Annotated in this window: 20 protein-coding genes; 8 read left to right on the top strand and 12 right to left on the bottom strand. The window is 69.2% G+C overall.

Annotation, left to right across the window (positions count from 1 at the left end):
• The first annotated feature begins 40 nt into the window (after nucleotides 1-40).
• Entirely contained in the window at nucleotides 41-631 is a 591-nt protein-coding gene (locus BJY22_RS26025; RefSeq protein ID WP_167211371.1) for a TetR/AcrR family transcriptional regulator, read from the top strand.
• Complete coding sequence (locus tag BJY22_RS26020; RefSeq protein WP_337759080.1) at nucleotides 628-1,779, top strand: GDSL-type esterase/lipase family protein; 1,152 nt, start codon at nucleotides 628-630, stop codon at nucleotides 1,777-1,779. The genes BJY22_RS26025 and BJY22_RS26020 overlap by 4 nt, the downstream gene beginning before the upstream one ends.
• Nucleotides 1,780-1,815: 36 nt before the next feature.
• Here the strand turns inward: BJY22_RS26020 and BJY22_RS26015 are convergent, their stop codons facing one another.
• The gene (locus tag BJY22_RS26015; protein WP_167211368.1) at nucleotides 1,816-2,709 is read right to left on the bottom strand and encodes an MBL fold metallo-hydrolase; all 894 of its coding nucleotides are present in this window, start codon (nucleotides 2,707-2,709) and stop codon (nucleotides 1,816-1,818) included.
• A gap of 82 nt (nucleotides 2,710-2,791) precedes the next feature.
• On the opposite strand from BJY22_RS26015, the gene BJY22_RS26010 reads away from it, so the two are divergent.
• The gene (locus BJY22_RS26010) at nucleotides 2,792-3,685 is read left to right on the top strand and encodes a LysR family transcriptional regulator (RefSeq protein ID WP_167211365.1); all 894 of its coding nucleotides are present in this window, start codon (nucleotides 2,792-2,794) and stop codon (nucleotides 3,683-3,685) included.
• On the opposite strand, the gene BJY22_RS43105 is transcribed toward BJY22_RS26010, so the two are convergent.
• The 8 genes from BJY22_RS43105 to kdd form a co-directional block, all read right to left on the bottom strand.
• Nucleotides 3,654-4,547 carry a S41 family peptidase gene (locus BJY22_RS43105; protein ID WP_167211362.1) on the bottom strand — a complete coding sequence of 298 codons (894 nt, stop codon included), beginning with the start codon at nucleotides 4,545-4,547 and terminating at the stop codon, nucleotides 3,654-3,656. The genes BJY22_RS26010 and BJY22_RS43105 overlap by 32 nt on opposite strands.
• A 51-nt stretch (nucleotides 4,548-4,598) precedes the next feature.
• Nucleotides 4,599-5,069, bottom strand: coding sequence for an FxsA family protein (locus BJY22_RS26000; protein WP_167211359.1), 471 nt, complete (start codon nucleotides 5,067-5,069; stop codon nucleotides 4,599-4,601).
• A 60-nt stretch (nucleotides 5,070-5,129) separates the two neighbouring features.
• Entirely contained in the window at nucleotides 5,130-6,701 is a 1,572-nt protein-coding gene (lnt, locus tag BJY22_RS25995; RefSeq protein WP_167211356.1) for an apolipoprotein N-acyltransferase, read from the bottom strand.
• Nucleotides 6,702-7,287: 586 nt separating this feature from the next.
• Nucleotides 7,288-7,677, bottom strand: a complete 390-nt coding sequence (gene kal, locus BJY22_RS25990; protein ID WP_167211353.1) for a 3-aminobutyryl-CoA ammonia lyase — start codon at nucleotides 7,675-7,677, stop codon at nucleotides 7,288-7,290.
• 1 nt (nucleotide 7,678) lies between these two features.
• Nucleotides 7,679-8,449: a lysine 5,6-aminomutase subunit beta gene (gene kamE, locus BJY22_RS25985; protein ID WP_167211350.1), complete on the bottom strand. Its 771-nt coding sequence runs from the start codon at nucleotides 8,447-8,449 to the stop codon at nucleotides 7,679-7,681.
• On the bottom strand, nucleotides 8,446-10,017 hold the full coding sequence (kamD, locus tag BJY22_RS25980) for a lysine 5,6-aminomutase subunit alpha (protein WP_167211346.1): 1,572 nt from the start codon (nucleotides 10,015-10,017) through the stop codon (nucleotides 8,446-8,448). Before kamD ends, kamE begins: the two co-directional genes overlap by 4 nt.
• Complete coding sequence (locus BJY22_RS25975) at nucleotides 10,014-11,597, bottom strand: amidohydrolase family protein (protein WP_167211344.1); 1,584 nt, start codon at nucleotides 11,595-11,597, stop codon at nucleotides 10,014-10,016. The genes kamD and BJY22_RS25975 overlap by 4 nt, the downstream gene beginning before the upstream one ends.
• 3 nt (nucleotides 11,598-11,600) lie before the next feature.
• Complete coding sequence (gene kdd, locus BJY22_RS25970; RefSeq protein WP_167211341.1) at nucleotides 11,601-12,644, bottom strand: L-erythro-3,5-diaminohexanoate dehydrogenase; 1,044 nt, start codon at nucleotides 12,642-12,644, stop codon at nucleotides 11,601-11,603.
• A 144-nt stretch (nucleotides 12,645-12,788) separates the two neighbouring features.
• Here kdd and BJY22_RS25965 point away from each other — a divergent pair, with 144 nt between their 5' ends.
• The 3 genes from BJY22_RS25965 (at nucleotide 12,789) to BJY22_RS25955 (ending at nucleotide 16,361) form a co-directional block, all read left to right on the top strand.
• A complete protein-coding gene (locus tag BJY22_RS25965; RefSeq protein ID WP_167211338.1) occupies nucleotides 12,789-14,255 on the top strand; it encodes a lysine 2,3-aminomutase in 1,467 nt (488 codons plus the stop codon).
• A 146-nt stretch (nucleotides 14,256-14,401) separates the two neighbouring features.
• Nucleotides 14,402-15,346, top strand: coding sequence for a DUF8094 domain-containing protein (locus BJY22_RS25960; RefSeq protein ID WP_167211335.1), 945 nt, complete (start codon nucleotides 14,402-14,404; stop codon nucleotides 15,344-15,346).
• An 82-nt stretch (nucleotides 15,347-15,428) separates the two neighbouring features.
• Entirely contained in the window at nucleotides 15,429-16,361 is a 933-nt protein-coding gene (locus BJY22_RS25955) for a DUF8094 domain-containing protein (protein WP_167211332.1), read from the top strand.
• On the opposite strand, the gene BJY22_RS25950 is transcribed toward BJY22_RS25955, so the two are convergent.
• Both BJY22_RS25950 and BJY22_RS25945 read right to left on the bottom strand, forming a co-directional pair.
• Complete coding sequence (locus BJY22_RS25950; RefSeq protein WP_167211329.1) at nucleotides 16,355-17,017, bottom strand: HAD-IA family hydrolase; 663 nt, start codon at nucleotides 17,015-17,017, stop codon at nucleotides 16,355-16,357. The genes BJY22_RS25955 and BJY22_RS25950 overlap by 7 nt on opposite strands.
• A complete protein-coding gene (locus BJY22_RS25945) occupies nucleotides 17,014-17,454 on the bottom strand; it encodes an Lrp/AsnC family transcriptional regulator (protein ID WP_167211326.1) in 441 nt (146 codons plus the stop codon). The genes BJY22_RS25950 and BJY22_RS25945 overlap by 4 nt, the downstream gene beginning before the upstream one ends.
• 71 nt (nucleotides 17,455-17,525) lie before the next feature.
• Between BJY22_RS25945 and BJY22_RS25940 the strand changes: the two genes are divergently transcribed.
• Entirely contained in the window at nucleotides 17,526-18,446 is a 921-nt protein-coding gene (locus BJY22_RS25940; RefSeq protein WP_167218652.1) for a 5'-3' exonuclease, read from the top strand.
• Complete coding sequence (locus BJY22_RS25935; RefSeq protein ID WP_167211323.1) at nucleotides 18,443-19,636, top strand: M20 metallopeptidase family protein; 1,194 nt, start codon at nucleotides 18,443-18,445, stop codon at nucleotides 19,634-19,636. Before BJY22_RS25940 ends, BJY22_RS25935 begins: the two co-directional genes overlap by 4 nt.
• Here BJY22_RS25935 and BJY22_RS25930 read toward each other — a convergent pair.
• Complete coding sequence (locus tag BJY22_RS25930) at nucleotides 19,592-20,740, bottom strand: MFS transporter (RefSeq protein WP_167211320.1); 1,149 nt, start codon at nucleotides 20,738-20,740, stop codon at nucleotides 19,592-19,594. The two genes, BJY22_RS25935 and BJY22_RS25930, sit on opposite strands and share 45 nt — an antisense overlap.
• Between the last annotated feature and the right edge of the window lie 10 nt (nucleotides 20,741-20,750).

The raw sequence follows: 20,750 nt of genomic DNA, 5'->3' as shown, positions 1-20,750 counted from the left end.
CTCGTTTGCCTACAGGGTTTAGGTAATCTCATAATGAGTTATGGCAAGAGTGGGGTTGACCGGCGACCGGCTGGCTCGGGCGGGTGCCGAGCTCGCCGATGAGGCCGGCTTCGAGCAAGTCACCGTGTCGGCGCTCGCCCGGCGGTTCGGCGTCCAGGTCGCGAGCCTGTACTCGCACGTCCGCAACTCTGCTGACCTGAAGACCCGCATCGCGACGGTCGCCCTGACAGAACTCGCAGACCAAGCCACCAACGCCGTAGCAGGCCGAGCCGGCCGAGACGCCTTATCCGCCCTGGCCAACACCTATCGCACCTACGCCCACCACCACCCCGGCCGCTACACCGCCTCCCGCTACACACCACCCAGCACACCCTCAGGCGCCACGGAGTACATGGGTGCTGGTCGGAGGCATTCGGAGCTGATGCGGGCGGTTCTGCGCGGATACGAGCTGGGTGAGCCCGCTCAAACGGACGCCGTACGGCTGCTCGGCAGTGTCATCCACGGCTACGCCACCCTCGAACTCGCCGGAACCTTCAGCTACAGCGCACCGGCCAGCGACGACAGCTGGCCGCGCATCCTCGACGCCCTCGACTCCCTCCTCCGCAACTGGCCCGAAAGGCACCGTTCGTGATCTCCACCCCCATCACCCCCGACCTGCTCCGCGGCACGCTCGACCTCGAGCACACCGGCCGCGGCGTGCTGCCCCACCGCCTCCCGGCGTGGGCGCGAGCGCAGTACGACGACGGCCAGCTGTCGATGGCCGAGTCGCAGCCGTCGGGAGTGCGACTCGTGTTCCGCACCAGCGCGACCGTGATCGAGCTCGACACCCTCCCGACGAAGCGGGACTACGTCGGCGCTCCCCCACGACCGGAGGGCGTGTACGACGTACTCGTCGACGGACACCTGGTGACACAACTCACGGCCGCAGCCGGCGACGTCATCACCATCGATCTGCTGACCGGCGCAACCTCGTCCACCACCGGCGAGCCTCAGACACTGCGGGTCGACGGGCTGGCCGCCGTACCGAAGACCGTCGAGATCTGGCTACCGCACAACGAGACCACCGAACTCGTTGCCCTGCGCACCGATGCGCCCGTCGAGCCCGTCCCGTCCAGTCAACGGCGGTGGCTGCACCACGGCAGCTCGATCAGCCACGGCTCCAACGCGACCCACCCGACCGGCACCTGGCCCGCCCTCGCCGCCGCCCGGGCCGACGTGGAGCTGCTCAACCTCGGGTTCGCCGGGAGCGCCTACCTCCAGCCGTTCTTCGCGCGGACGATCCGCGACACCCCGGCCGACCTGATCAGCGTCAAGCTCGGCATCAACATCGTGAACTCCGACAGCCTCCGACTCCGCACGTTCACACCCGCCGTCCACGGCTTCCTGGACACGATCCGCGACGGCCACCCCGACACGCCGCTTCTGGTCGTCTCGCCGATCCTCTGCCCGATCCACGAGAACACGCCCGGCCCGACCGGCTGGGACCTCGAAGGCCTCGCGAAGGGTGAGCTCCGCTTCACCGCGACCGGCGACCCCGACGAGATCCCGGCCGGCAAGCTCACGCTGACAGTCATCCGTGCGGAGCTGTCGCGTATCGTCGCCCAGCGGGCCCTCACCGACCCGAACCTCCACTACCTCGACGGCCTCACGCTGTACGGCGAACCGGACAACGCCGCCCACCCGCTCCTCGACGACCTCCACCCCGACGCCCCCACCCACACGACGATGGCCGACCGCTTCACCCACTACGCCTTCTCCCCCAAAGGCCCCTTCGCCTAGTCACCGGAGCCAAACGCCACGACTGGGTGGGAGGGGTCAGGCGGGCCGCTCGGTGCAGAGGCAGCCGACGCCGCGCTCGATCCATTCGGGCAGCCGCCAGTCGGGATGGCGGCGGATCATCAGGTCCCGGATCTCGGCGGCGATGGTGGCCTCGGGCAACGACGAGTCGCGGCGCCGCCACGTCTCGTCGCGGAGTTCGGTCAGGTAGTCGCGGACCTGGGTGAGCAGGCCGGCGTCGCCGATGTCGCCGTGCCCGGGCACCACCACCCGCGGGCGTTCCTCGATGAGGCGGTTCATCACCTCGATCCACCGCACGCCGGACACGTCGACGTCGTACGGCGGGAACCACGGGAAGATCGCGAACTGTCCGGCCTCTGCCAGGTCACCGGTGAACAGGACGGCTGCGTCGGGGACTGTGACGACCTGATCGCCCTTGCTGTGCGCGCGTCCGGTCGGCCGGAGCCGCACCACGCGGCCGCCGAGGTCGAGCTCGTGCGTCCCGTCGTACGTCAGGTCCGGGGCCGGGATCCGGGCGTCAGTCAGTTCACGCGCGACCGGTTCGCCGAGCTGACGGAACATCGCGAGGTAGCCCTCGCCCTTGGTGGTCAGGTCGTCTGCCTGCGCGCGGTTGAGCAGGTACGTCGCCTCGCCCGCGAAGACGTCCGCGCCGAACGCGTGCTCCGGGTGGAAGTGTGTCGTCGTCAGGTAGAGCCGGCGGCCGGCGGCGTACGCCGTGGCGAACTCGAGCACCTTCCGCGCGTTCCGCGGGCCGAGGCCGGTGTCGACGACGAGCACCGCTCGGGTGCCGCCGATCAGGCCGATGTTGGGGACGAGGTCGACGTTCCGGTTCGGGATCACGACGACGTCGCGGGCGATCTCCTGGAGATCGGTGAGTTCGACGACCGGGTCGGCGTACGGGTAGTCAGGCATGTCCTCAGCCCAGCACCGCGGTGCACCCTGCGTCCAAGACTTCTCCGGCATCGCCGGCACCCAACGGGTATCGTCGCAGGTGATGGAGCTGCGGACCTTGCGGTACTTCGTGGCGGTCGCCGAGGAACTGCACTTCGGACGCGCCGCGGCCCGGCTGTACATGAGCCAGCCGCCCCTCAGCCGCGCGATCCGCCAACTCGAGGCAGACCTCGGTACGGCGCTGTTCCGCCGATCCGCCTCCGGTATCAGCCTGACGCCCGCCGGGGCCGCACTGCTGAAGGAAGCACGCGCGCTGCTCGCCCAGGCCGAACAGGCACGGACCCGGGTGGCCGCGGCCGCCGGGAGCGCGAGCCTGACCGTCGGAATCCTCAGCGACAGTACCGATCCGGCCGTCTCGCGACTCGCCGCCGCCTATCGCCGCGAGCACCCGTCCGTCGAGATCCACATCCGTGAGACCGACCTCACCGACCCGACCTGCGGTCTGCGCGCGGGCCTCGTCGACGTCGCGCTGACGCGCGGCCCGTTCGACGCGACGGGTCTCCGCGTCCGCGAGCTACGTTCCGACGCGGTCGGCGCCGTACTCCGCGCCGACGATCCGCTGGCCGGCCGCGACGAGCTGGCTCTCGCCGACCTCGCGGACCGCCGCTGGTTCCAGTTCCCTCCTGGCACGGACGTCGCGTGGCAGTCCTACTGGAACGGCGGCCGACCCCGCACGGGCCCTGTCGTCCGAGCCGTCCAGGAATGCCTCCAGGCTGTCCTCTGGAACGGCACGATCGGTCTCTCCCCGCTCGGCCATCACGACCCCGGCGACGGACTCGTCACCGTCCCGGTCCGCGACCTCCCGCCCAGCCCGGTCGTGGTCGCCTGGACCGAGACGACCGCGCTCATCCGATCCTTCGTCCAAACAGCACAGGCCACCTACCGGACCAACGCCCCATCCGCACCTAGGCGCCCGGGTGCCCCAGTGCGGCCTTGAGCGCCGTCTCGAGCGCCTCGTCCGCGGGGACGGGCACATCGGGGAGCACTCCGACGCCTTCCCAGTTGGTGCCGGTCACAGTGTTGATGGTGCGGGCGGTCGGCACGGTCACAAGGATGTGTTCCGAGACCGGGTACCGGGCCGTCGGATGCGCGCCGCCGCGTGTCGTCTCGCCAACCACTACTGCCCGGCCGTGTGCCTGAAGCGTGTACGCCACGTCCTCGCCGCCAGAGAACGTGATCGCACTGGTGAGCACATAGACCGGGCGGTCTGCATAACGCGGCGCCGGAAGGTGCGCGATCGTCCAGAACTGGCGCGTGGCGCCGGTGGACCTCTCGTAGATGTCGTTGAGGTGCACTTGGTCGTCGCGGAAGAAGTAGCTGCACCACATCGCGGCACCCTCCGGCGCCCCGCCGCGGCACTCACGCAGGTCAAGGATCAGCGCAGAGCTGTGAGCGACCAGTTGCATGGCCGCGCCGATCGCACCGCCGCCGTCGTCGGCGTACGCGATGCGCCGGATGTCGATGAGCCCGACGTTTCCGTCCAAGTGCTCGACCCGACGGATCCCCTGGTTCTCCGCTCTCAGCAGCGCACGGAACGCGGCCTCCCCGTCGTCCTCGTCCGCAGGATCCAGCGACTGTGGCTCGTCGACCCAGAGCAACCGCAGGTGCTTGTCCGCCGCCACCTCCTGCAGGTGGGCGGTCACCACCTCGCAGAGCGCCGGTCCGTCGAGGTCGTCGTACTCCCCTGCCGAGAGCCGGCGCCGGATCGCGGCGCCGATGTCCCTCCCCAGCTCGGGAAAGACGTATCCCGCCTCGATCCTGTCCAGAGCTGGTCCGACGATCTGTCCGTTGGTGAGCACGGCGGCAACCCTAGATCGCGAGCAGCCGCACAGCGAGCGAATTGCCGCAGGCTACTTGCGGTCGGGGTCGATGACCTCGCCCTGGATGACGTCGCCGGAGGGCTGCTGCGGTTGGCCCGGGCCGGGCGTGAACGGGATGAAGGCAGGCGGCGTCAGGGTGGTGGCGCGGCGGCTGATGAAGCGGGTCACGGCTCGCCGGGCGAGAGGCCTCGTGAAGGGCAGGATGAAGAAGAAGCCGAAGATGTCGGTGACGAAGCCGGGGGTCAGCAGCAGCGTGCCGCCGATCAGGACGAGGCCGCCGTCGGTCAGTTCGCGGCCCGGGATCTTGCCGGTCTGGAGCGCGTTCTGCAGGGCGTTCCAGGCGCGCCGGCCTTCACGCTTCACCAGCCACGCACCGAGGGCGCTCTCCACCAGCAGGAGTCCGACCGTCGGCCAGCCACCGATCGCCTGGCCGACCTGGATGATCACGTAGATCTCCACGATCGGCACGACCAGCAGCGCCAGTCCGATCAACCACGCCATGTCCTACCCCTTCCCGCGAGTCCCCCCAGTGTTACAGGTCGGGGACGCAAACCCAGCCCGTCAGGCCGGAACCTTCTCGCGGGCCCGGGCCGAGCCCGAAGCCGGCGGCGGCGTGGTCTTCTCGGCGCGACCGCGGCGGCGCTCGATCAGCGCGAGCACGAGGCCCAGCAGGCCGAGGCCGGTGAGGATCCACTGCGGCCAGCTGCCGAGCGTGGTGGCCAGGGTGTGCCCGTTCTGCACCGGGGCCGTCGCGACGTACACGTCGGAGACGAACTGCTCGGACTTGTGCTCGACCGTGCCGTCCGGCCGGATCACCCCGGAGATCCCGCTCGTCGACGCGATCAGCACCGTCCGCCCGGTCTCGATCGCGCGCATCCGGGTGATCGCGAACTGCTGCTCCGGCTGACCGGTTCCGCCGTACGTCGCGTTGTTGGTCTGCACGACCAGGACCTGCGCGCCGCCCTTCACCACGTCCGAGATGACGTTGTCGTATGCGAGCTCAAAGCAGATCACGTCGCCGTACGTCACGCCGCGGATCGGCATGACGCCCGGCCCGACGCCCGGCACGGTCTGCGCCCCGACCATCTCCAGCCGCTTGATGTACGGCAGCAACTGGTCCCGGAACGGGATGTACTCACCGAACGGGACCGGGTGCCGCTTCGCGTACCGCTGCCCGGGTCCGCTCGCCGGGTCCCAGACGATGCCGGTTGTCTGCCGCTCGTTCGGACCGGGGCCCTGGGTGACCGCCCCGACCAGGATCGGTACGCCGACCGCCTTGACCGCGGTCTCGATGTCCGCCCGCGTCTCCGCGTCCTTGTACGGGTCGATGTCGGTGGAGTTCTCCGGCCAGATGACCACGTCCGGCTTCATCTCGGCTCCGGCCTCGACCCGCTTCTGCAGCTCGAGCGTCGCGTTGAGGTGGTTGCGCGTGACGGTCCGGGCGCGGCCCAGGAACTCCAGTCCCTTGCCCGGGACGTTGCCCTGCACCATCGCAGCTCGCACCGTCTGTCCGTCGCCCTCGATCGACAGGTGGATCAACGCGCTCCCGAACACGAGCGCCAGTCCCGCGCCAAGCGCCACGGCCCGCATCCGCAGCGCGGTCCCCCGGCGCAGTACGGCGTACACCAGGACGCCCACGAGCGCGACGACGAAGCTCAGACCGGGAATGCCGACGTACGCCGCCAGCCTGCCGAGCGGGAGGTCGGAGAAGGCCCACGCGAGCCGGCCCCACGGGAAGCCTCCGAACGGCACCGCCGCGGTCGCGAACTCGATCGCGACCCACAGGCACGGGATCCACAGCGCCCACAGCCGCAGCTTGAGCACTTGCGTCGCGAAGAGCCCGAAGAACGCGTAGAACAGCCCTTCGAGAATGGCCAGCGCGATGGCGGCGTCGCCGCCGATCACACTCAGCCACGGAACCAGGACGGAGTAGTAGGTGATCCCGAACGCCGCGCCGACCAGGAAGCCGGACTTCATCGAGATCCCGTTCAGCGCGGCCAGGAACAGCGGCACGGCGACGAGGGCCAGCCAGGGATGGTCGTGCGGCTCGAACGCGAAGCCGAGCAGCACCCCGGCGGCCACGGCCGCCGCCACCCGCGGCACCAGCCGCCCCAGCGCCTTCAACCGGTCCACGCGGTAACCCCTTGTCCTCACTCACCGGCGGACGCCGGTCGCACGACGGTACAACGTCCGGGACATGCCAATGTATCCGGTCGGTGGCCGGAAGGTGTCGGTCGTTGTCAGTCGTTGTCAGTCACCGGGGTCCGCGGCCGACTGTCACCGCGCGGGGAATCACACCGGTGGAGTTCGTGGGGAGAACAAGGAAAGAGGCTCGGCGTGCCTTCGGACCAACCGGCGATGCGCTGGCTGCACACCGTTCGGCTGTTGTCTACTGGCCGCCGAGCCTCTTCCACCTCTGCCCCGCGGGGGGCTCACCGCCGGCGATCTCAGCCCCCGTCGACTCAGGCCTGGCTGTGGCCTGGTCAGCGTCGCGGGATCATCCGGCGGCGGAACTTCATGTGACCGTTGAACTAACGGGATATTGACGACTCCCAAAACGATGCTCGCTGTCTGCGACGGTGTCAACCTCTCCCTGACTCTTTGAGGTCGTTGTAACACGATCGCCTGTCCTGCAAGGGAAAACGAAGAACCCTCACCGACGTCACGTTACAGAGCGAGATGGGCACTCCACGTGATCGTTACCCAGGGCAACCAATCGTCACGCAACCGGTACGACGACGGTTCCTGTGGCCCGGGTGATCTCGAGTGGTTCGGCGAGAACCTCGGCGGCCGACTCCGATTGGTCCGGACGACCGCGGCAGACAACGTAGGCACTGAACTCGAGGTCCCGGCTGCGGTTGCCGACCCGGGTGATGGTGGCCTTCACCTCCACGACGTCGCCGGCCCGCAGCGGCTGCAGGAACTGTACGTCGGAGTACGACGCGAACAGGCCCTCGTCACCGTCGGCCTGGATGCAGACCTCGGTGGCGACATCGCCGAAGAGGGCGAGTACGTAGGCTCCGTCGACCAGGTTGCCGGCGTAGTGCGCGTGGCTGTAGGGCACGTACCGCCGGTGCGTGACGGTGAGTCCGATCGTTGCCTTTGACACCTTATGCCCGCCGTTCCTCGATCGAATGCAGCCTGTGAGCGTGACGCCTGGTCACGAGCGCGTCGACGAGATAGCTGGCCACTTCACCGGGCGTCGTGCCGCGGCCGAACACCCGGTCCACGCCGAGCTCGCCGGCCATCTGCTCGGTGAAACGGGGGCCTCCGGCAACGAGTACGGGCCGCGCGTCCTCGGCGTACGCCTCCCGGAACGCCGCCGACATCTCCTTGGTGTTCAGTACGTGCGCCTCGCGCTGCGTCACGACCTGGGAGACCAGGATCGCGTCGGCCTTCTCCGCCTTGGCCCGTCGCACCAACTCCGGTACGGCGACCTGTGCGCCGAGGTTCACGACCTTGACCTCGCGGTAGTACTCCAGGCCCTTCTCGCCCGCGAAACCCTTGATGTTCAGGATCGCGTCGATGCCGACCGTGTGCGCGTCGGTGCCGATGCACGCGCCCACCACGGTCAGCCGGCGACGCAGGCTCTTGCGGATCGCGAGGTTGACCTCCTTCGGCGACAGCAGCGGGTAGTCGCGCTCGACCACCTCGACCTTCGACGTGTCGACCAGATGGTTCACCGGACCGTAGACCACGAAGAACGTGAAGTCCGGACCGATCGCCTTCGAGTGCACGACGAGCGCCGGGTCCATCCCCATCTTGTTCGCCAGCTGCACCGCGGCGCCCTCGGCCCGCTTGTCGTGCGGGACCGGCAGCGTGAACGACAGCTGCACCATGCCGTCGCCCGTCGTGTCGCCGTACGGCCGGATGATGCTCATCGGGTCCCCTCCTCCAACAACTCGATCGCCGGGTTGTAGTACTCCGGGGACTTCCGGGCGACGCCGTCGAGGCCACGACCCGCGTCCTGGGGACGTCTCATCAACCCGAAGGTGCCGTCGCCGATCGCGTTCAGCAGACCGTCGTCGACGATCCGCTCCAGCAGCTCCACCGACTCGCCCAGCACCTGGCGGGCGCGCGTGGCGATGAACCCGTTCGGTTCCGGCCGGAAGTCCTCATGAAGGTTGCCGGCAGCACCTAAAACGTAACGGACGTTCTGCAGCGCCAGGTCCCGGTCCGAGATCCACGGCGTGACGACCGCCTCGGTCATCATGCCGACCAGCAGGATGCCCTGGCCCGTCATCGCGCCGACCAGGTTGAAGAAGCCGTCCAGCAGGTACCCGCGGAACACGTCACCGGTCATGTGCCGGGTCGGCGGCATCCACTTGAGCGGTGCGTTCGGGAACAGTTGCCGGGCCAGCATCGCGTGCGCCAGCTCGAGCCGGAACGAGTCGGGCAGGTCCGGGTTGATCTCGAACGCGTGCCCGAGGCCCAGCTGCCAGTCCTCGAGCCCGGCCTCCTTGGCGAAGTACTCGTTCAGCAGCTGCGAGACCGTCACCGTGTGCGCAGCCTCGACCGCGTCCGCGGTGGTCAGGTAGTTGTCCTCGCCGGTGTTGATGATGATCCCCGCGCGAGCGTGGATCTGGCGGCTGAACCGCTGGTCGACGAACGTCCGGATCGGGTTGATGTCGCGGAAGAGAATCCCGTACATCGAGTCGTTCAGCATCATGTCGAGCCGCTCGAGTCCGGCCAGCGTCGCGATCTCGGGCATGCACAGCCCGGACGCGTAGTTCGTCAGGCGGACGTACCGGCCGAGCTCACGCGACGAGTCGTCCAGCGCGGCCCGCATCAGCCGGAAGTTCTCCTGCGTCGCGTACGTACCGGCGAATCCTTCGCGGGTCGCGCCCTCCGGCACGTAGTCGAGCAGCGACTGACCGGTCGAGCGGATCACCGCGATGATGTCCGCGCCCTCGCGCGCCGCCGCCTGCGCCTGCGGGATGTCCTCGTAGATGTCGCCGGTCGCGACGATCAGGTAGATCCACGGCCGCTGCTCAGGGTCGCCGTGCCGTTTGATCAGCCGGTCCCGCTCACGCCGCCGGCCGTCGATCCGCTTCAGTCCCGCAGCCGCGACTTTCCGTGCCGCGGTCCGCGCCCGGACGGCGTCGCGCCCCTCGGGCATCCGGAACGTCACCGACCCCGAGGCTGCCTTCTGCGCGAGCACGGCCAGGTCCTCGGCCTCACCGCGCAGCAGCGCGTCCCACACCGGCAGCGCGAGACCGTGCTCGAGCCCGACGTCCGCGCGGACGGTGTCCGCGAGCCGGTTCACCCACGGGATCCCTTCCGTGTCGGCGCCGGTCAGGCCCGCGAGCCGCAGTACCGCTCGCTCGACCGACACCGTGGTGTGCTGCCGGGCGAGGTTCACGATCGGCCGGCCGGCCTTGCGCGCCAGGCTGCGCGCCTTCCGGACGGTGACCGGATCGAGGTCGAGCTTCTTCACGGCACGGGTCACTGGGTCCATCCCTCGGCTTCGTAGACGACACGGCCGCCGACGACGGTCCGCAGACACGTCGGTGTGCCTTCACTCAGGTCCGGCAGCACCGGTACGCCGGCCCGCGGGTCGGTCGACCACGCGGCGACACGCTCGTCCGGCGTCTGCACGACCAGCGGCGCGTCGCTCTGCCAGATCGCGTACGTCGCGGCGGTGCTGGGCGCGAGTACGCCGGCGTCGTCGATCCCGGCCGCCCGCCAGCCACCCCGCGTGTGCGCCTGGAACGCCGCTCGGACAGTGATCCGCTCTGTCTGCTCGTGGTGGAACGCGGCGGCGCGGACCGCGTCCCAGCCGCCCAGCTCGGTCACGGGCGCGTCCGAGCCGAACGCGAGCACGACGCCGGCCCGGGCCAGCGAGCCGAACGGATTCATCCCCCGCCAGCGGTCGCCGACGCGCTCGGCGTACATGCCGTCGGGACCGCCCCACAGGCCGTCGAACATCGGCTGCACACTGGCCACCACCCCGCAGCGGGCGAGGGTCGCGATCGTTGCCTCGTCGACCATTTCGACGTGCTCGAGCCGATGCCGCGCGGCGACGAGCGCCTGGATGCCGACCTTCTCGGCCGCGAGCTCGAAACCGCGCGCGATGTTGTCGAGCGCCTGGTCGCCGATGCAGTGGAAGCCGGCCTGCACGTTCCGTTCGGTACAGGCGATCACATGCTCGGCGATCTGCTCGGCTGTCAGGTACGCGTGACCACGGTGATCGGCGCGATCAGCGTAGGGCTCGCGCAGCGCCGCAGTACGCGAACCGAGGGCACCGTCCGCGTTGAGGTCACCGGCGAGACCTGCGAGGCCGTACGTGCCGATGTGTTCGAAGGCGCCCGGCTCGCCCCAGTAGAGCGTCGCCGAGAGGCCGAGCTCGTCCGCGATCTCCCGCACCAGCGGCAGCTCCCACAGCGGCCCGATATGCGGAGCAGCCATCTCGTGGAACGCACCGATACCCTTCGAGGCCATCGCGTCCAGCGCGGCCTTGATGTGCATACGCCGCTGATCCGGACCGATCAGCTCGCTCAATGCGTCCCGGACGGCGTGGTGAGCGTCCCGCTCCAATCGCCCAGTACTGTCCAGACCCGAGCCTTTCGCAGCCGGGATCAGTGCGGAGGAGATCACGCCGGAGTGACCGTCCACCCGGGACAGGTAGACCCGGCGCCCACCGCCCGCTGCATCCAGTTCCTGAGCTGTCGGAGGGCGGCCCTCCGGCCACTTGGTCTCGTCCCATCCGGCGCCGTCGATCACCGCGTCCTCGGGCAGCTTCGCCGCGAACTGCTCCAGCCGGCCCAGTGCGTCGGTGAGCGACGTCGTACCGGCGAGATCGAGACCCGTGAGAAGTGCGCCGGTTTGCGCGGTGTGGACGTGGGCGTCGACGAACGCCGGCGTGACCAGGCTGCCGCCGAGGTCGATCACCTCGTCGGCGCCGTCGGCGTACGAACTCGCGCCGGTGTCGTCACCGAGCCAGGTCACCACCCCGTCATCGAAGGCGATCGCGGTCGCGTGAGGGTCGGCGGGCGAGTAGACGGAACCGTTCGTCAGAAGTGTGCGCACGGACTAATCCTCCGCCAGCCTGCTCTCGAACAGACCACGGACACCCGGCTCGGACCGCAACAGCTCCATCGCGTACTCCGCATGACCGGGCACGTACCCGTTGCCGACCAGCATCGTGACGTCCGCGGCCAGGCCTTCCGCGCCGAGCGCGGCCGCGGAGAACGAGGTCGCCATCGAGAAGAAGATCACGGTGCCACCGGCGGCCGTCGACAGGACGGCTCCGTGCTCACAGCCCGGTACGTCGACGCAGACAACGGTGATGTCTGCCAGTCCCCCGGCCGCCTCGACCGCATTCGCCAGCGCCACCGGATCACGGGCGTCCGCCAGCGTGACGACATCGGCGAGTCCGGCCGTCTCGAGCCGCTCCTTCTCGTGCTGGACCGGGACGACGCCGATCGTCCGCGCGGCGCCGGACGCCCGTGCCGCGGCCAGTGACAGCGAGCCGGATTTCCCTGCGCCGCCAATTACTGACACGACAGGCTTTGTGCCTTTGTCGACATACGAGCGGACCACGCGAGCGGTCAGTGCCGGCGCGCCGCACACGTCCATGACGGCGAGCGAGAGCTCGGGCTTGAGGTCGTCGGGCAGCTTCGCGACGATCGACCGGGCGAACAGGATCGCGTGCCCCCGCGCCGGAACCTGCTCGCTCTTGCCGTCCCAGTCCTTCAGACCATCCGTGATTTGCAGCGGCGTCAGCGTGAGCGAGACCAGTGTCGCGACGCGGTCGCCCTGACGGACGCCGAGCGGCGAGTCGGGGCCGGCCTCGTCGACCACGCCGACGAGCATCCCGCCGGAGCCGGTGACCGGGTTCTGCATCTTGCCGCGGGTCTCCACGATGTCGAGGACGGCCCGGCGGATCGCCGTACCGTCACCGCCGTGCGCCTCGGCCAGCTGACGGTACGACGCGGCGTCCAGGTTCAGCCGCTCGACCGCGATGCGGACCTCGTCGGGCCAGATCCCGGGACGGGCGTCGAGTTTCTCCGCCGCCTGCGGCAACACGCCGGACGGCGCGAGTACGCGGTGCAGTCCTACCGGGCTCGATGACACGTGGCCTCCTCCGTGCGGTCAGGCAAAATACTACTCATAGCCTGCCTGGACGGGAATTCTTGCGGCGTACTGTTGGATCTGAGGGAAGTTCTATCGCTATCCTCACAAGTGACCGCATCACACCTGACGCCTCGCGGAGGACCCGTGACCGACCTGATCACCCCGGAGCTGGCTCGATCCGACGAGCCGGCCGACGGCCAGCCGTACGCGTACCGGCGGGCCGAGCTCGTGGAGCCGGACTGGACCCGGCTGCCCGGCTGGAAGGACGTCACGGCCGAGGAGTGGCGTTCGGTGCAGTGGCAGCGGTCGCACTGCGTCAAGAACGTGAAGCAGCTGCGCGACGTCATGGGCGACCTGCTCGAGGAGCGGTTCTACGAGGACCTGACCCGGGACCAGGCCGAGCGCGCGACGATGTCGATGCTGCTGCCGCCGCAGATGCTGAACACGATCGTTCCGCAGGGCGCCGCGGACTACACCGAGGCGTTCTACGCCGATCCGGTCCGGCGCTACATGCTGCCGGTGTTCAGTGACCGCCGTACCGACTGGCCGTCGCACCCGCACGCGACGCGGGACTCGCTGCACGAGCACGAGATGTGGGCCACGGAGGGGTTGACCCACCGCTACCCGACGAAGGTCCTCGCGGAGGTGCTCCCGACGTGCCCGCAGTACTGCGGTCACTGCACCCGGATGGACCTCGTCGGCAACTCGACGCCGGTCATCGACAAGCTGAAGTTCGTCGCGAAGCCGCAGACCCGGCTGGACGACATGCTCGACTACCTGCGCCGTACGCCGGGCGTCCGGGACGTCGTCGTGTCCGGCGGCGACGTGGCGAACATGCCGTGGCCGCGACTCGAGTCGTTCCTGATGAACCTCCTCGAGATCGAGAACATCCGCGACATCCGGCTCGCCACCAAGGCGCTGATGGGCATGCCGCAGCACTGGCTGTCCGACGACGTCCGGTCCGGCGTCGCGCGCGTCGCCGGAGTCGCCCGGGACCGCGGCGTGATGCTCGCGATGCACACGCACGTGAACGCGGCGCAGTCCGTGACGCCGCTGGTCGCCGAGGCGTCGAAGGCGATGCTGGAGGCCGGGCTGCGGGACGTGCGGAACCAGGGCGTCCTGATGCGGGGCGTCAACGATTCCGTGCATCAGTTGCTCGACCTGTGCTTCGCGTTGCTCGACGGCGCGAACATCACGCCGTACTACTTCTACATGTGCGACATGATCCCGTTCTCCGAGCACTGGCGGGTGTCGGTGAAGGACGCGCAGCATCTGCAGCACGGCATCCTCGGCTACCTGCCCGGCTTCGCGACGCCGCGGATCGTGTGCGACGTCCCGTACGTCGGCAAGCGCTGGGTGCACCAGTTGTCGGAGTACGACGAGGTGCGCGGAATCTCGTACTGGAAGAAGAACTACCGCACCGGGATCGAACAGCAGGACCCGGAGGCACTGAACCGCACATACGAGTACTACGACCCGATCGACACCCTGCCCACCGAGGGCCAGACCTGGTGGAACCAACACGCCGGCGACCGCCTGGCCGAAGCCGAACAACGCGCCGCCGCCTCCCGAGCAGCCGCCGAATCCCAAAACCTCCTCGAGATCAACTAACCAATCCGTCTTCGGTGCCACCAATGCAGGGGGTGGCACCGAAGACTTTTTGCAACTTCATGCAATCTGCTCAGCGTGAGGCACTCGATGCGTACGGCAACCGTTACGATCACAGCTCGTAACGCCGTCCGATCTGGGGAGCACCTGTGCGAGGAGTCTGCGCGACCGTCGTGGGCGTCGCCCTCCTCGTCCTACCCGGCTGTTCCGCACTCGCCCGTCCCGACACCGTCAAGAGCCTCACCCGCCAGTCCGTGACCGCCGAGGGCGCGGCTGCGGTCGTCGAGCACTACAACACGGTCGCGGCGCGGGCCGACAGTCGGCTGTCCGCGGACCAGATTGCCGGGGTTCAGACCGGAGACCTGCTGCGGCAGACGCAGGCGGCGTACAAGATCGGCCGACTGCTGAAGAAGCCGGTCGAGCGTGCTTCGACGTTCGCCGTGGGTTCGGTCGGCGCACCCGACTACGGCGGGTACCCGATGCGTTTCGTTGCCTCGGGCGACAAAAGGGTCGGTGTCTGGGAACGCGCGTCGGCCGGAGCGCCGTGGCGGTTGGCCTTCAGCGTGCCGCCGAGCGCGGGCGTGAGGCTCCCGGACGTCGCAGGCCTTCGAGAAGTCGCAGCGACGTCAGCAGCCGAGCTGGCCGAGTCGCCGACGGGCGCGGCCGCGAAGTTGGCTGAGCTCCTCACGGTCGGTGTGAGGTCCCCGTACGCGGCTCTGTTCGCACCGACTCCGGAGCTCAGGAAGCTGCAGAAGGATCTGGCGGACAGCCATGCGCTGGACCCATCCCAACTGATCGTCGCCATGACCGACACCTTCACGGTCAACGCGCCACCGGCGGCCTTTCGAACCTCGAGCGGTGAGGTCCTCGCCTTCTTCACGCTGACCGACGCGCACGTGATGCGGCCGCGGTTCGGCGCGATGTGGCCGATCGGTCAGGACACGGCAGCCTTCAGCACGCCACATAACTTGTACCGCAACGCACTCACCACCACCCTGCTGCACCAGGTCGCGATCGCGATCCCGGCGGCGAAGGAAGCCAAGATCCGGGTCCTGGGCTTCACGACCCAACTGGTCGATGCGGGCGGGTACTGACGGTGGGACATATCGGACGGTGTGTCTGGGGCACGCCGCGAGTTCGGGAGTTCATGTGCGGGTGATCCGCAGGATTGTCGGCATGCTGCTGGCGTTGGTCGGGTTGATTGTTGCCGTCGCGGGCGGACTGGTCGCGTTTTGGTTGATCGGGCCGGATGACACGGTGTACTCGGGTGAACAATCGCTGAGCAGTAAGGGGTTGGCGATCGCCAGTACTCCGGAGCTGCTGGATCGGCACGGTCCGGTGCTGCACGTCGACGTACGGTCGACGAAGGACCAGCCGGTGTTCGTCGGGGTGGCGCGCGACTTTGACGTTGCCAGCTACCTCAAGGGCGTCGGGCACACGAAGCTCGTGCAGGTGCAGTGGCCGATCGCGCTGGCCACCCAGGACGAGAAGGGTACGGCGGGCCCGCTCACCGCACCGAACACCCTCGACTGGTGGGTCGCCAAGGCGAACGGCGCCGGCACTCAGACCCTCACCTGGCCGATCGAGGACGGCCCGTACGACGTGGTCATCATGAACGCCGACGGCAACACCTCCCCCGACGTACGCGTCAACCTCGGCATCGAGATCCCGAACGCCTTCACCACGGCCCTCGCAGTCTTTGCCGTCGGCATCGTCCTCCTGGCTGTCGGCATCCTGCTGATGTTGTTCCGCCGGCGACCCAATCACCCACAAGCGATCCCCACCCAACTCCCCCATCCACCGGAGTACGCACCGACCGCGCAGGGCGGTGGAACCGCTCGGCGAGTGCTGGCCGTGGGGCTGTCGATCGGGCTGGTGAGTGGATGTGCGGCCGTGCCGCACACAGACGCGGTGGCGGCGCTGAGCAGGCCAGCGGTCAGCAACCAGGTCGCAGCGGACGTCATCAAGCGTTACGACGAGGTCAGCAACGCAGCGAACAAGCGCCGGGACGGCAAGCTCATCGCGACCGTCGAAACCGGGGATCTGCTGCGGCAGACGATCCGGGTCCACTCCACCACAGAGCAACTGGTCGGCGCCGGTGGTTACTGAGTCAGGTATGTCGTCAGGTCGGCGAAGGTGTTGATGGTGGGGCCTTGCCAGGTTGGGGCGCTGTTGGCGTGTTCGATCGTGCGGATGGCTTGCATGCCTAGGGCGGCTGCGGCTGGGAGTTCGTTGTCGTTGCCGTCGCCTATGTAGAGGCAGTCGGTAGGAGCGGCGTCGAGGGCGGTGCAGGTGTGGAGGTAGATGGCAGGCTCGGGCTTGGCGGCGCCTACCTCGGCGGAGAAGGCCGTTGCGTCGAAGTACTTGGACAGGGGGCTTCCGGGCCACTGGAGCTGGGTTTCGGCGGTGATGTTGCTGACCAGGCCGATCCGCCAACCTGCCGCCTTGAACGCGGCCAGTGTGTCCAGGGTCGCGGCCGGCGCGGCGCCTAGGAGGCGTTGCGCGAGGGCCCGGCGCAGGCTGGTTGCCTCCTGCACCTGTTCGTCGGTCGGTGCGCCGCCGCAGCGCTCCGCGATCACCCGGAGCGTGTTCGGCAGGTCGCCGTATGCCCCGATGAACCGCTCGTACGACGACGCGTCGAAGGCCCGCTGGAACGCCACCCCGTCCACGCCGAGGATCGCGCCCATCCGCGCGTTCACCGCATCCCGCTCGGCGTCGCCGCCCGAGATCAACGTGCTGAAAAGATCGGTGAGGAGGACCTTCACAGCGCCGGCGGCCGGCGTTCGTACGGCGTGCTGAGCACGATCGTCGTGGTGGTGGAGACGTTCGCCCGGGCGCGGATGATCGCGAGCAGGTTCTCCAGCGCGGCCGGCGAGGCGACCCGGACGACGAGGACGTAGCTGGAGTCGCCGGCGACCGAGTAGCAGGACTCGATCTCGCGGACGTCGCGGAGCCGCTCCGGCGAGTCGTCCGGCTGGGACGGGTCGATCGGCCGGATCGAGATCAGCGCGGTCAGCGGCAGATCCAGTGCGGTGTGGTCGACGGTGGCGGCGTACCCCTGGATGATGCCGCGCTGCTCGAGGCGTTTCACCCGCTGGTGTACCGCCGAGGTGGACAGGCCGGTCGCCTTGCCCAGGTCGGTGAAACTCATCCTGCCGTCGGTCGCGAGCAGCCCGACGATCTTGCGGTCCAGGTCCTCCATCCTGGAGACCCTACTGCCGCGAGCGCCCGGCATGAAAGCATCTCCCCATGGCTGAGACTGGACAGCGCCTGATGCTGCTCGACACCGCGTCGTTGTACTTCCGTGCGTTCTTCGGCGTACCCGACACGATGAAGGCGGCCGACGGTACGCCGACCAACGCGATCCGCGGGCTGCTCGACTTCATCGCGCGCCTGGCGGAGAACCACAAGCCGACCCACCTGGTCGCCTGCTGGGACGACAACTGGCGGCCGTCCTGGCGGGTCGCGCTGATCCCGTCGTACAAGGCGCAGCGGGTCGAGTTCGTGACGCCCAAGGGCGAGCAGGTCGAGGACGTACCGGACCGGCTGGAGGTCCAGGTGCCGTACATCCGGGCCTGCCTGGAGGCGATCGGGATCACCGTCGTCGGCGCCCCGGACCACGAGGCCGACGACGTGATCGGCACCTTGTCGCACCAGGCGACGATGCCGGTCGACATCGTCACCGGTGACCGGGACCTGTTCCAGCTCATCGACGACAGCCGCGGCATCCGGATCGTCTACACCGCCGCCCGCGGGGTCGGCCGGGCCGACGTGTACGACGAGAAGGCGCTGCTCGCGAAGTACGAGGTGCCCGCTCAGCGGTACGCCGACTTCGCCACGCTCCGTGGTGACGCGTCCGACGGACTGCCCGGGGTCAAGGGCATCGGTGAGAAGACCGCCGCCGCGCTCGTCACGGCGTACGGCGACCTGGACGCGATCCGCGCCGCGGCCGCCGATCCGGCGACGCCGATGGCGCCCGGGGTGAAGAAGAAGATCCTGGCCGCGGGCGACTATCTCGACGTGGCGCCGAAGGTGGTCGCGGTGGCGAAGGACGCACCGGTCGGGACGTACGACGCGACGCTGCCCCGCGAGATCAAGGACCCGGAGAAGTGGCTGGATCTCGTCGAGCTGCTCGAGCTGGGCGGCAGCGCGCAACGGGTGATGGCCGCCCTCGACCTGGGCCCGAAGGCATGAGCCGCACGAGGGAGCTGGCGGAGCAGTTCCGCGAGGAGATCGTCACGCTGCGCCGGGCGCTGCACCGCGTGCCGGAGTACGACCTGGACCTGCCCAAGACGCAGGAGCTGGTCATCGACGCGCTCGCGGGGCTGCCGCTGGAGATCTCGCTCGGCAAGGACCTGTCGTCGGTCACCGCCGTACTGCGAGGCGGTGGCGGACCAGGTCCTGTCGTACTGCTACGCGGTGACATGGACGCCCTACCGGTGGCCGAGCGCACCGACGTGCCGTTCAAGTCGCAGCATCCCGGCATGATGCACGCATGCGGCCACGACCTGCATGTCGCCGGGCTCGTCGGCGCCGCGAAGGTGCTGTGTGCGGTGAAGGACGAGCTTCCGGGTGACGTGGTGTTCATGTTCCAGCCGGGCGAGGAGACGTCCGGCGGCGCGCCGATCATGATCCGCGAAGGGGTGCTCGACGCGGCCGGGCGGCGCGCGGATGCGGCGTACGGGCTGCACGTCGGGTCGTCGTCGGAGCCGCTGGGGATGTGGAGCAGCAAGCCCGGGTCGTTCATGGCCGCGGCGGACCAGCTGCACGTGCGGGTGATCGGCGAGGGTACGCACGGGTCGACGCCGTACCGCGGCAAGGACCCGATCCCGGTGCTGTGCGAGATGGTGACGGCGCTGCAGACGATGGTCACGCGGCAGGTCGACGTGTTCGACCCGGTCGTGATCACCGTCGGGCGGATCGCGGGCGGCACGAAGGAGAACATCATCCCGGACGACGCGTTCTTCGACGCGACCGTGCGGACGTTCTCGGAGGAGACCCGGGCGAAGGTGCAGAAGGCGTCGATCCAGCTCGTCGAGAGCCTCGCGACGGCGCACGGGTTGCAGGTCGAGGCGGAGTACCAGATCGGGTACCCGGTGACGGTCAACGACGACGCGGAGTACGAGTTCGCCCGCGAGACGATCGTCGAGCTGTTCGGGGCCGACCGGTTCCGCCGGCGTCCGAACCCGCGGTGCGGTGCGGAGGACATGTCGTACGTCCTCAACGAGGTGCCCGGCGTGTACCTCAACCTGAGCGCCTGCGCGTCGGACGACCCCGACGCCGCACCCGACAACCACTCCCCCTTGGCGAACTTCGACGACTCGGTCCTGCCGGACGCCTCAGCCCTGCTCGCCGAGCTCGCGATCCGCCGCCTCGCGCGCTAGCGCGGTCAGGGCGAGACCGCAGATCGTGGTGGCCGCGGCGGCCACGTAGATCGCGGGCAGGCCCGGCCCGGCGACGACCCGCCCGCCGAGCCAGCCCGCGAACGCGGCCGCGACCTGGTACGCCGACGCGTTGACGGCGATCGCCAGCGTGGGTGCCGCGGCGGCGGTGGTCAGGACGCGGGCCTGCATCCCCGGGATCACGGAGAAGCCGACCGCTCCGAGGGCGAACACGAGTCCGCCGGTGACGATCGTGCTCGGGCTCAGCCGGAGCGCGAGAAACAGTACGACGAGCAGCGCCAGCGCGCCGAGCTGGGACGGGAGCAGCGCGCGGTCCGCCAGCCGCCCGCCGACCAGGTTGCCGATCGTCGCGCCGACGCCGTACACGAGGAGCATCGGCGCCACGGCCGCGGCGGGGAACGACGCTGCTGCGGTGAGCAGCGGCGACAGGTACGTGAACACCATCAGGACGCCGATGTTGGCGACCGCGGTGATCGCGATCGCGAGCATGAGCCGGCGATCGCGGAACACGGTGAACTCCCCGAGCGCCCGGCCGCGGACGCCCGGCTGATCGCCGGGCACGCAGCGCGCGACCAGGAGCAGGCCGGTGAGGCAGCACGCCGTGATCGCCGCGAACGTCGCCCGCCAGCCGAACGCCTCGCCGATCCACGTGCCCAGCGGTGCGCCGAGGATCATCGCGAGGTTCATGCCGAAGGCGAGTTTCGCGACGGTCGAGGCCTTCTTGTCCGGCGGCGCGGAGGCCGTCGCGATCACGATCGCGTTCGCGAAGAACGTCGACGTCACCAGCGCGGTGACGATCCGCGCGGCGAACAGAACGCCGTACCCGGGAGCGACCGCGGACAGCAGGTTGCCGATCACCGCCACCACCAGCAGGCCGAGCACGAGCGGCTTGCGCGGCCGGCTGGCGGTCATCGCCGTCAGCACCGGCCCGCCGACGATCATCCCGAGCGCGTACGCCGTGACGAGCAGCCCCGCCGCCGGGATCGACACCCCCAGATCCCCCGCCACCGCCGGCAGGATCCCGGCCACCACGAACTCGCCCGTGGTCACCCCGAACACGCACACCAGCAACGCCGTCAGCTTCATGAACACCTCA

The organism is Kribbella shirazensis (assembly GCF_011761605.1).
GTDB classification, from domain to species: Bacteria; Actinomycetota; Actinomycetes; order Propionibacteriales; family Kribbellaceae; genus Kribbella; species Kribbella shirazensis.
Note: the sequence above shows the minus strand (reverse complement) of the source record. Positions and strands in the feature narration are given on the sequence as shown.

Bases quoted from the DNA above. Each gene is read 5' to 3' on its own strand.
- BJY22_RS25940 (WP_167218652.1), top strand. From the start codon at position 17,526: ATGCTGCTCGACACCGCGTCGTTGTACTTCCGTGCGTTCTTCGGCGTA.
- BJY22_RS25930 (WP_167211320.1), bottom strand. From the start codon at position 20,740: ATGAAGCTGACGGCGTTGCTGGTGTGCGTGTTCGGGGTGACCACGGGC.
- BJY22_RS25955 (WP_167211332.1), top strand. From the start codon at position 15,429: ATGCTGCTGGCGTTGGTCGGGTTGATTGTTGCCGTCGCGGGCGGACTG.
- BJY22_RS26015 (WP_167211368.1), bottom strand. From the start codon at position 2,709: ATGCCTGACTACCCGTACGCCGACCCGGTCGTCGAACTCACCGATCTC.
- BJY22_RS25945 (WP_167211326.1), bottom strand. From the start codon at position 17,454: ATGGAGGACCTGGACCGCAAGATCGTCGGGCTGCTCGCGACCGACGGC.
- kamE (WP_167211350.1), bottom strand. From the start codon at position 8,449: ATGAGCATCATCCGGCCGTACGGCGACACGACGGGCGACGGCATGGTG.
- BJY22_RS26000 (WP_167211359.1), bottom strand. From the start codon at position 5,069: ATGGCGTGGTTGATCGGACTGGCGCTGCTGGTCGTGCCGATCGTGGAG.
- BJY22_RS26010 (WP_167211365.1), top strand. From the start codon at position 2,792: ATGGAGCTGCGGACCTTGCGGTACTTCGTGGCGGTCGCCGAGGAACTG.
- BJY22_RS25935 (WP_167211323.1), top strand. From the start codon at position 18,443: ATGAGCCGCACGAGGGAGCTGGCGGAGCAGTTCCGCGAGGAGATCGTC.
- BJY22_RS26025 (WP_167211371.1), top strand. From the start codon at position 41: ATGGCAAGAGTGGGGTTGACCGGCGACCGGCTGGCTCGGGCGGGTGCC.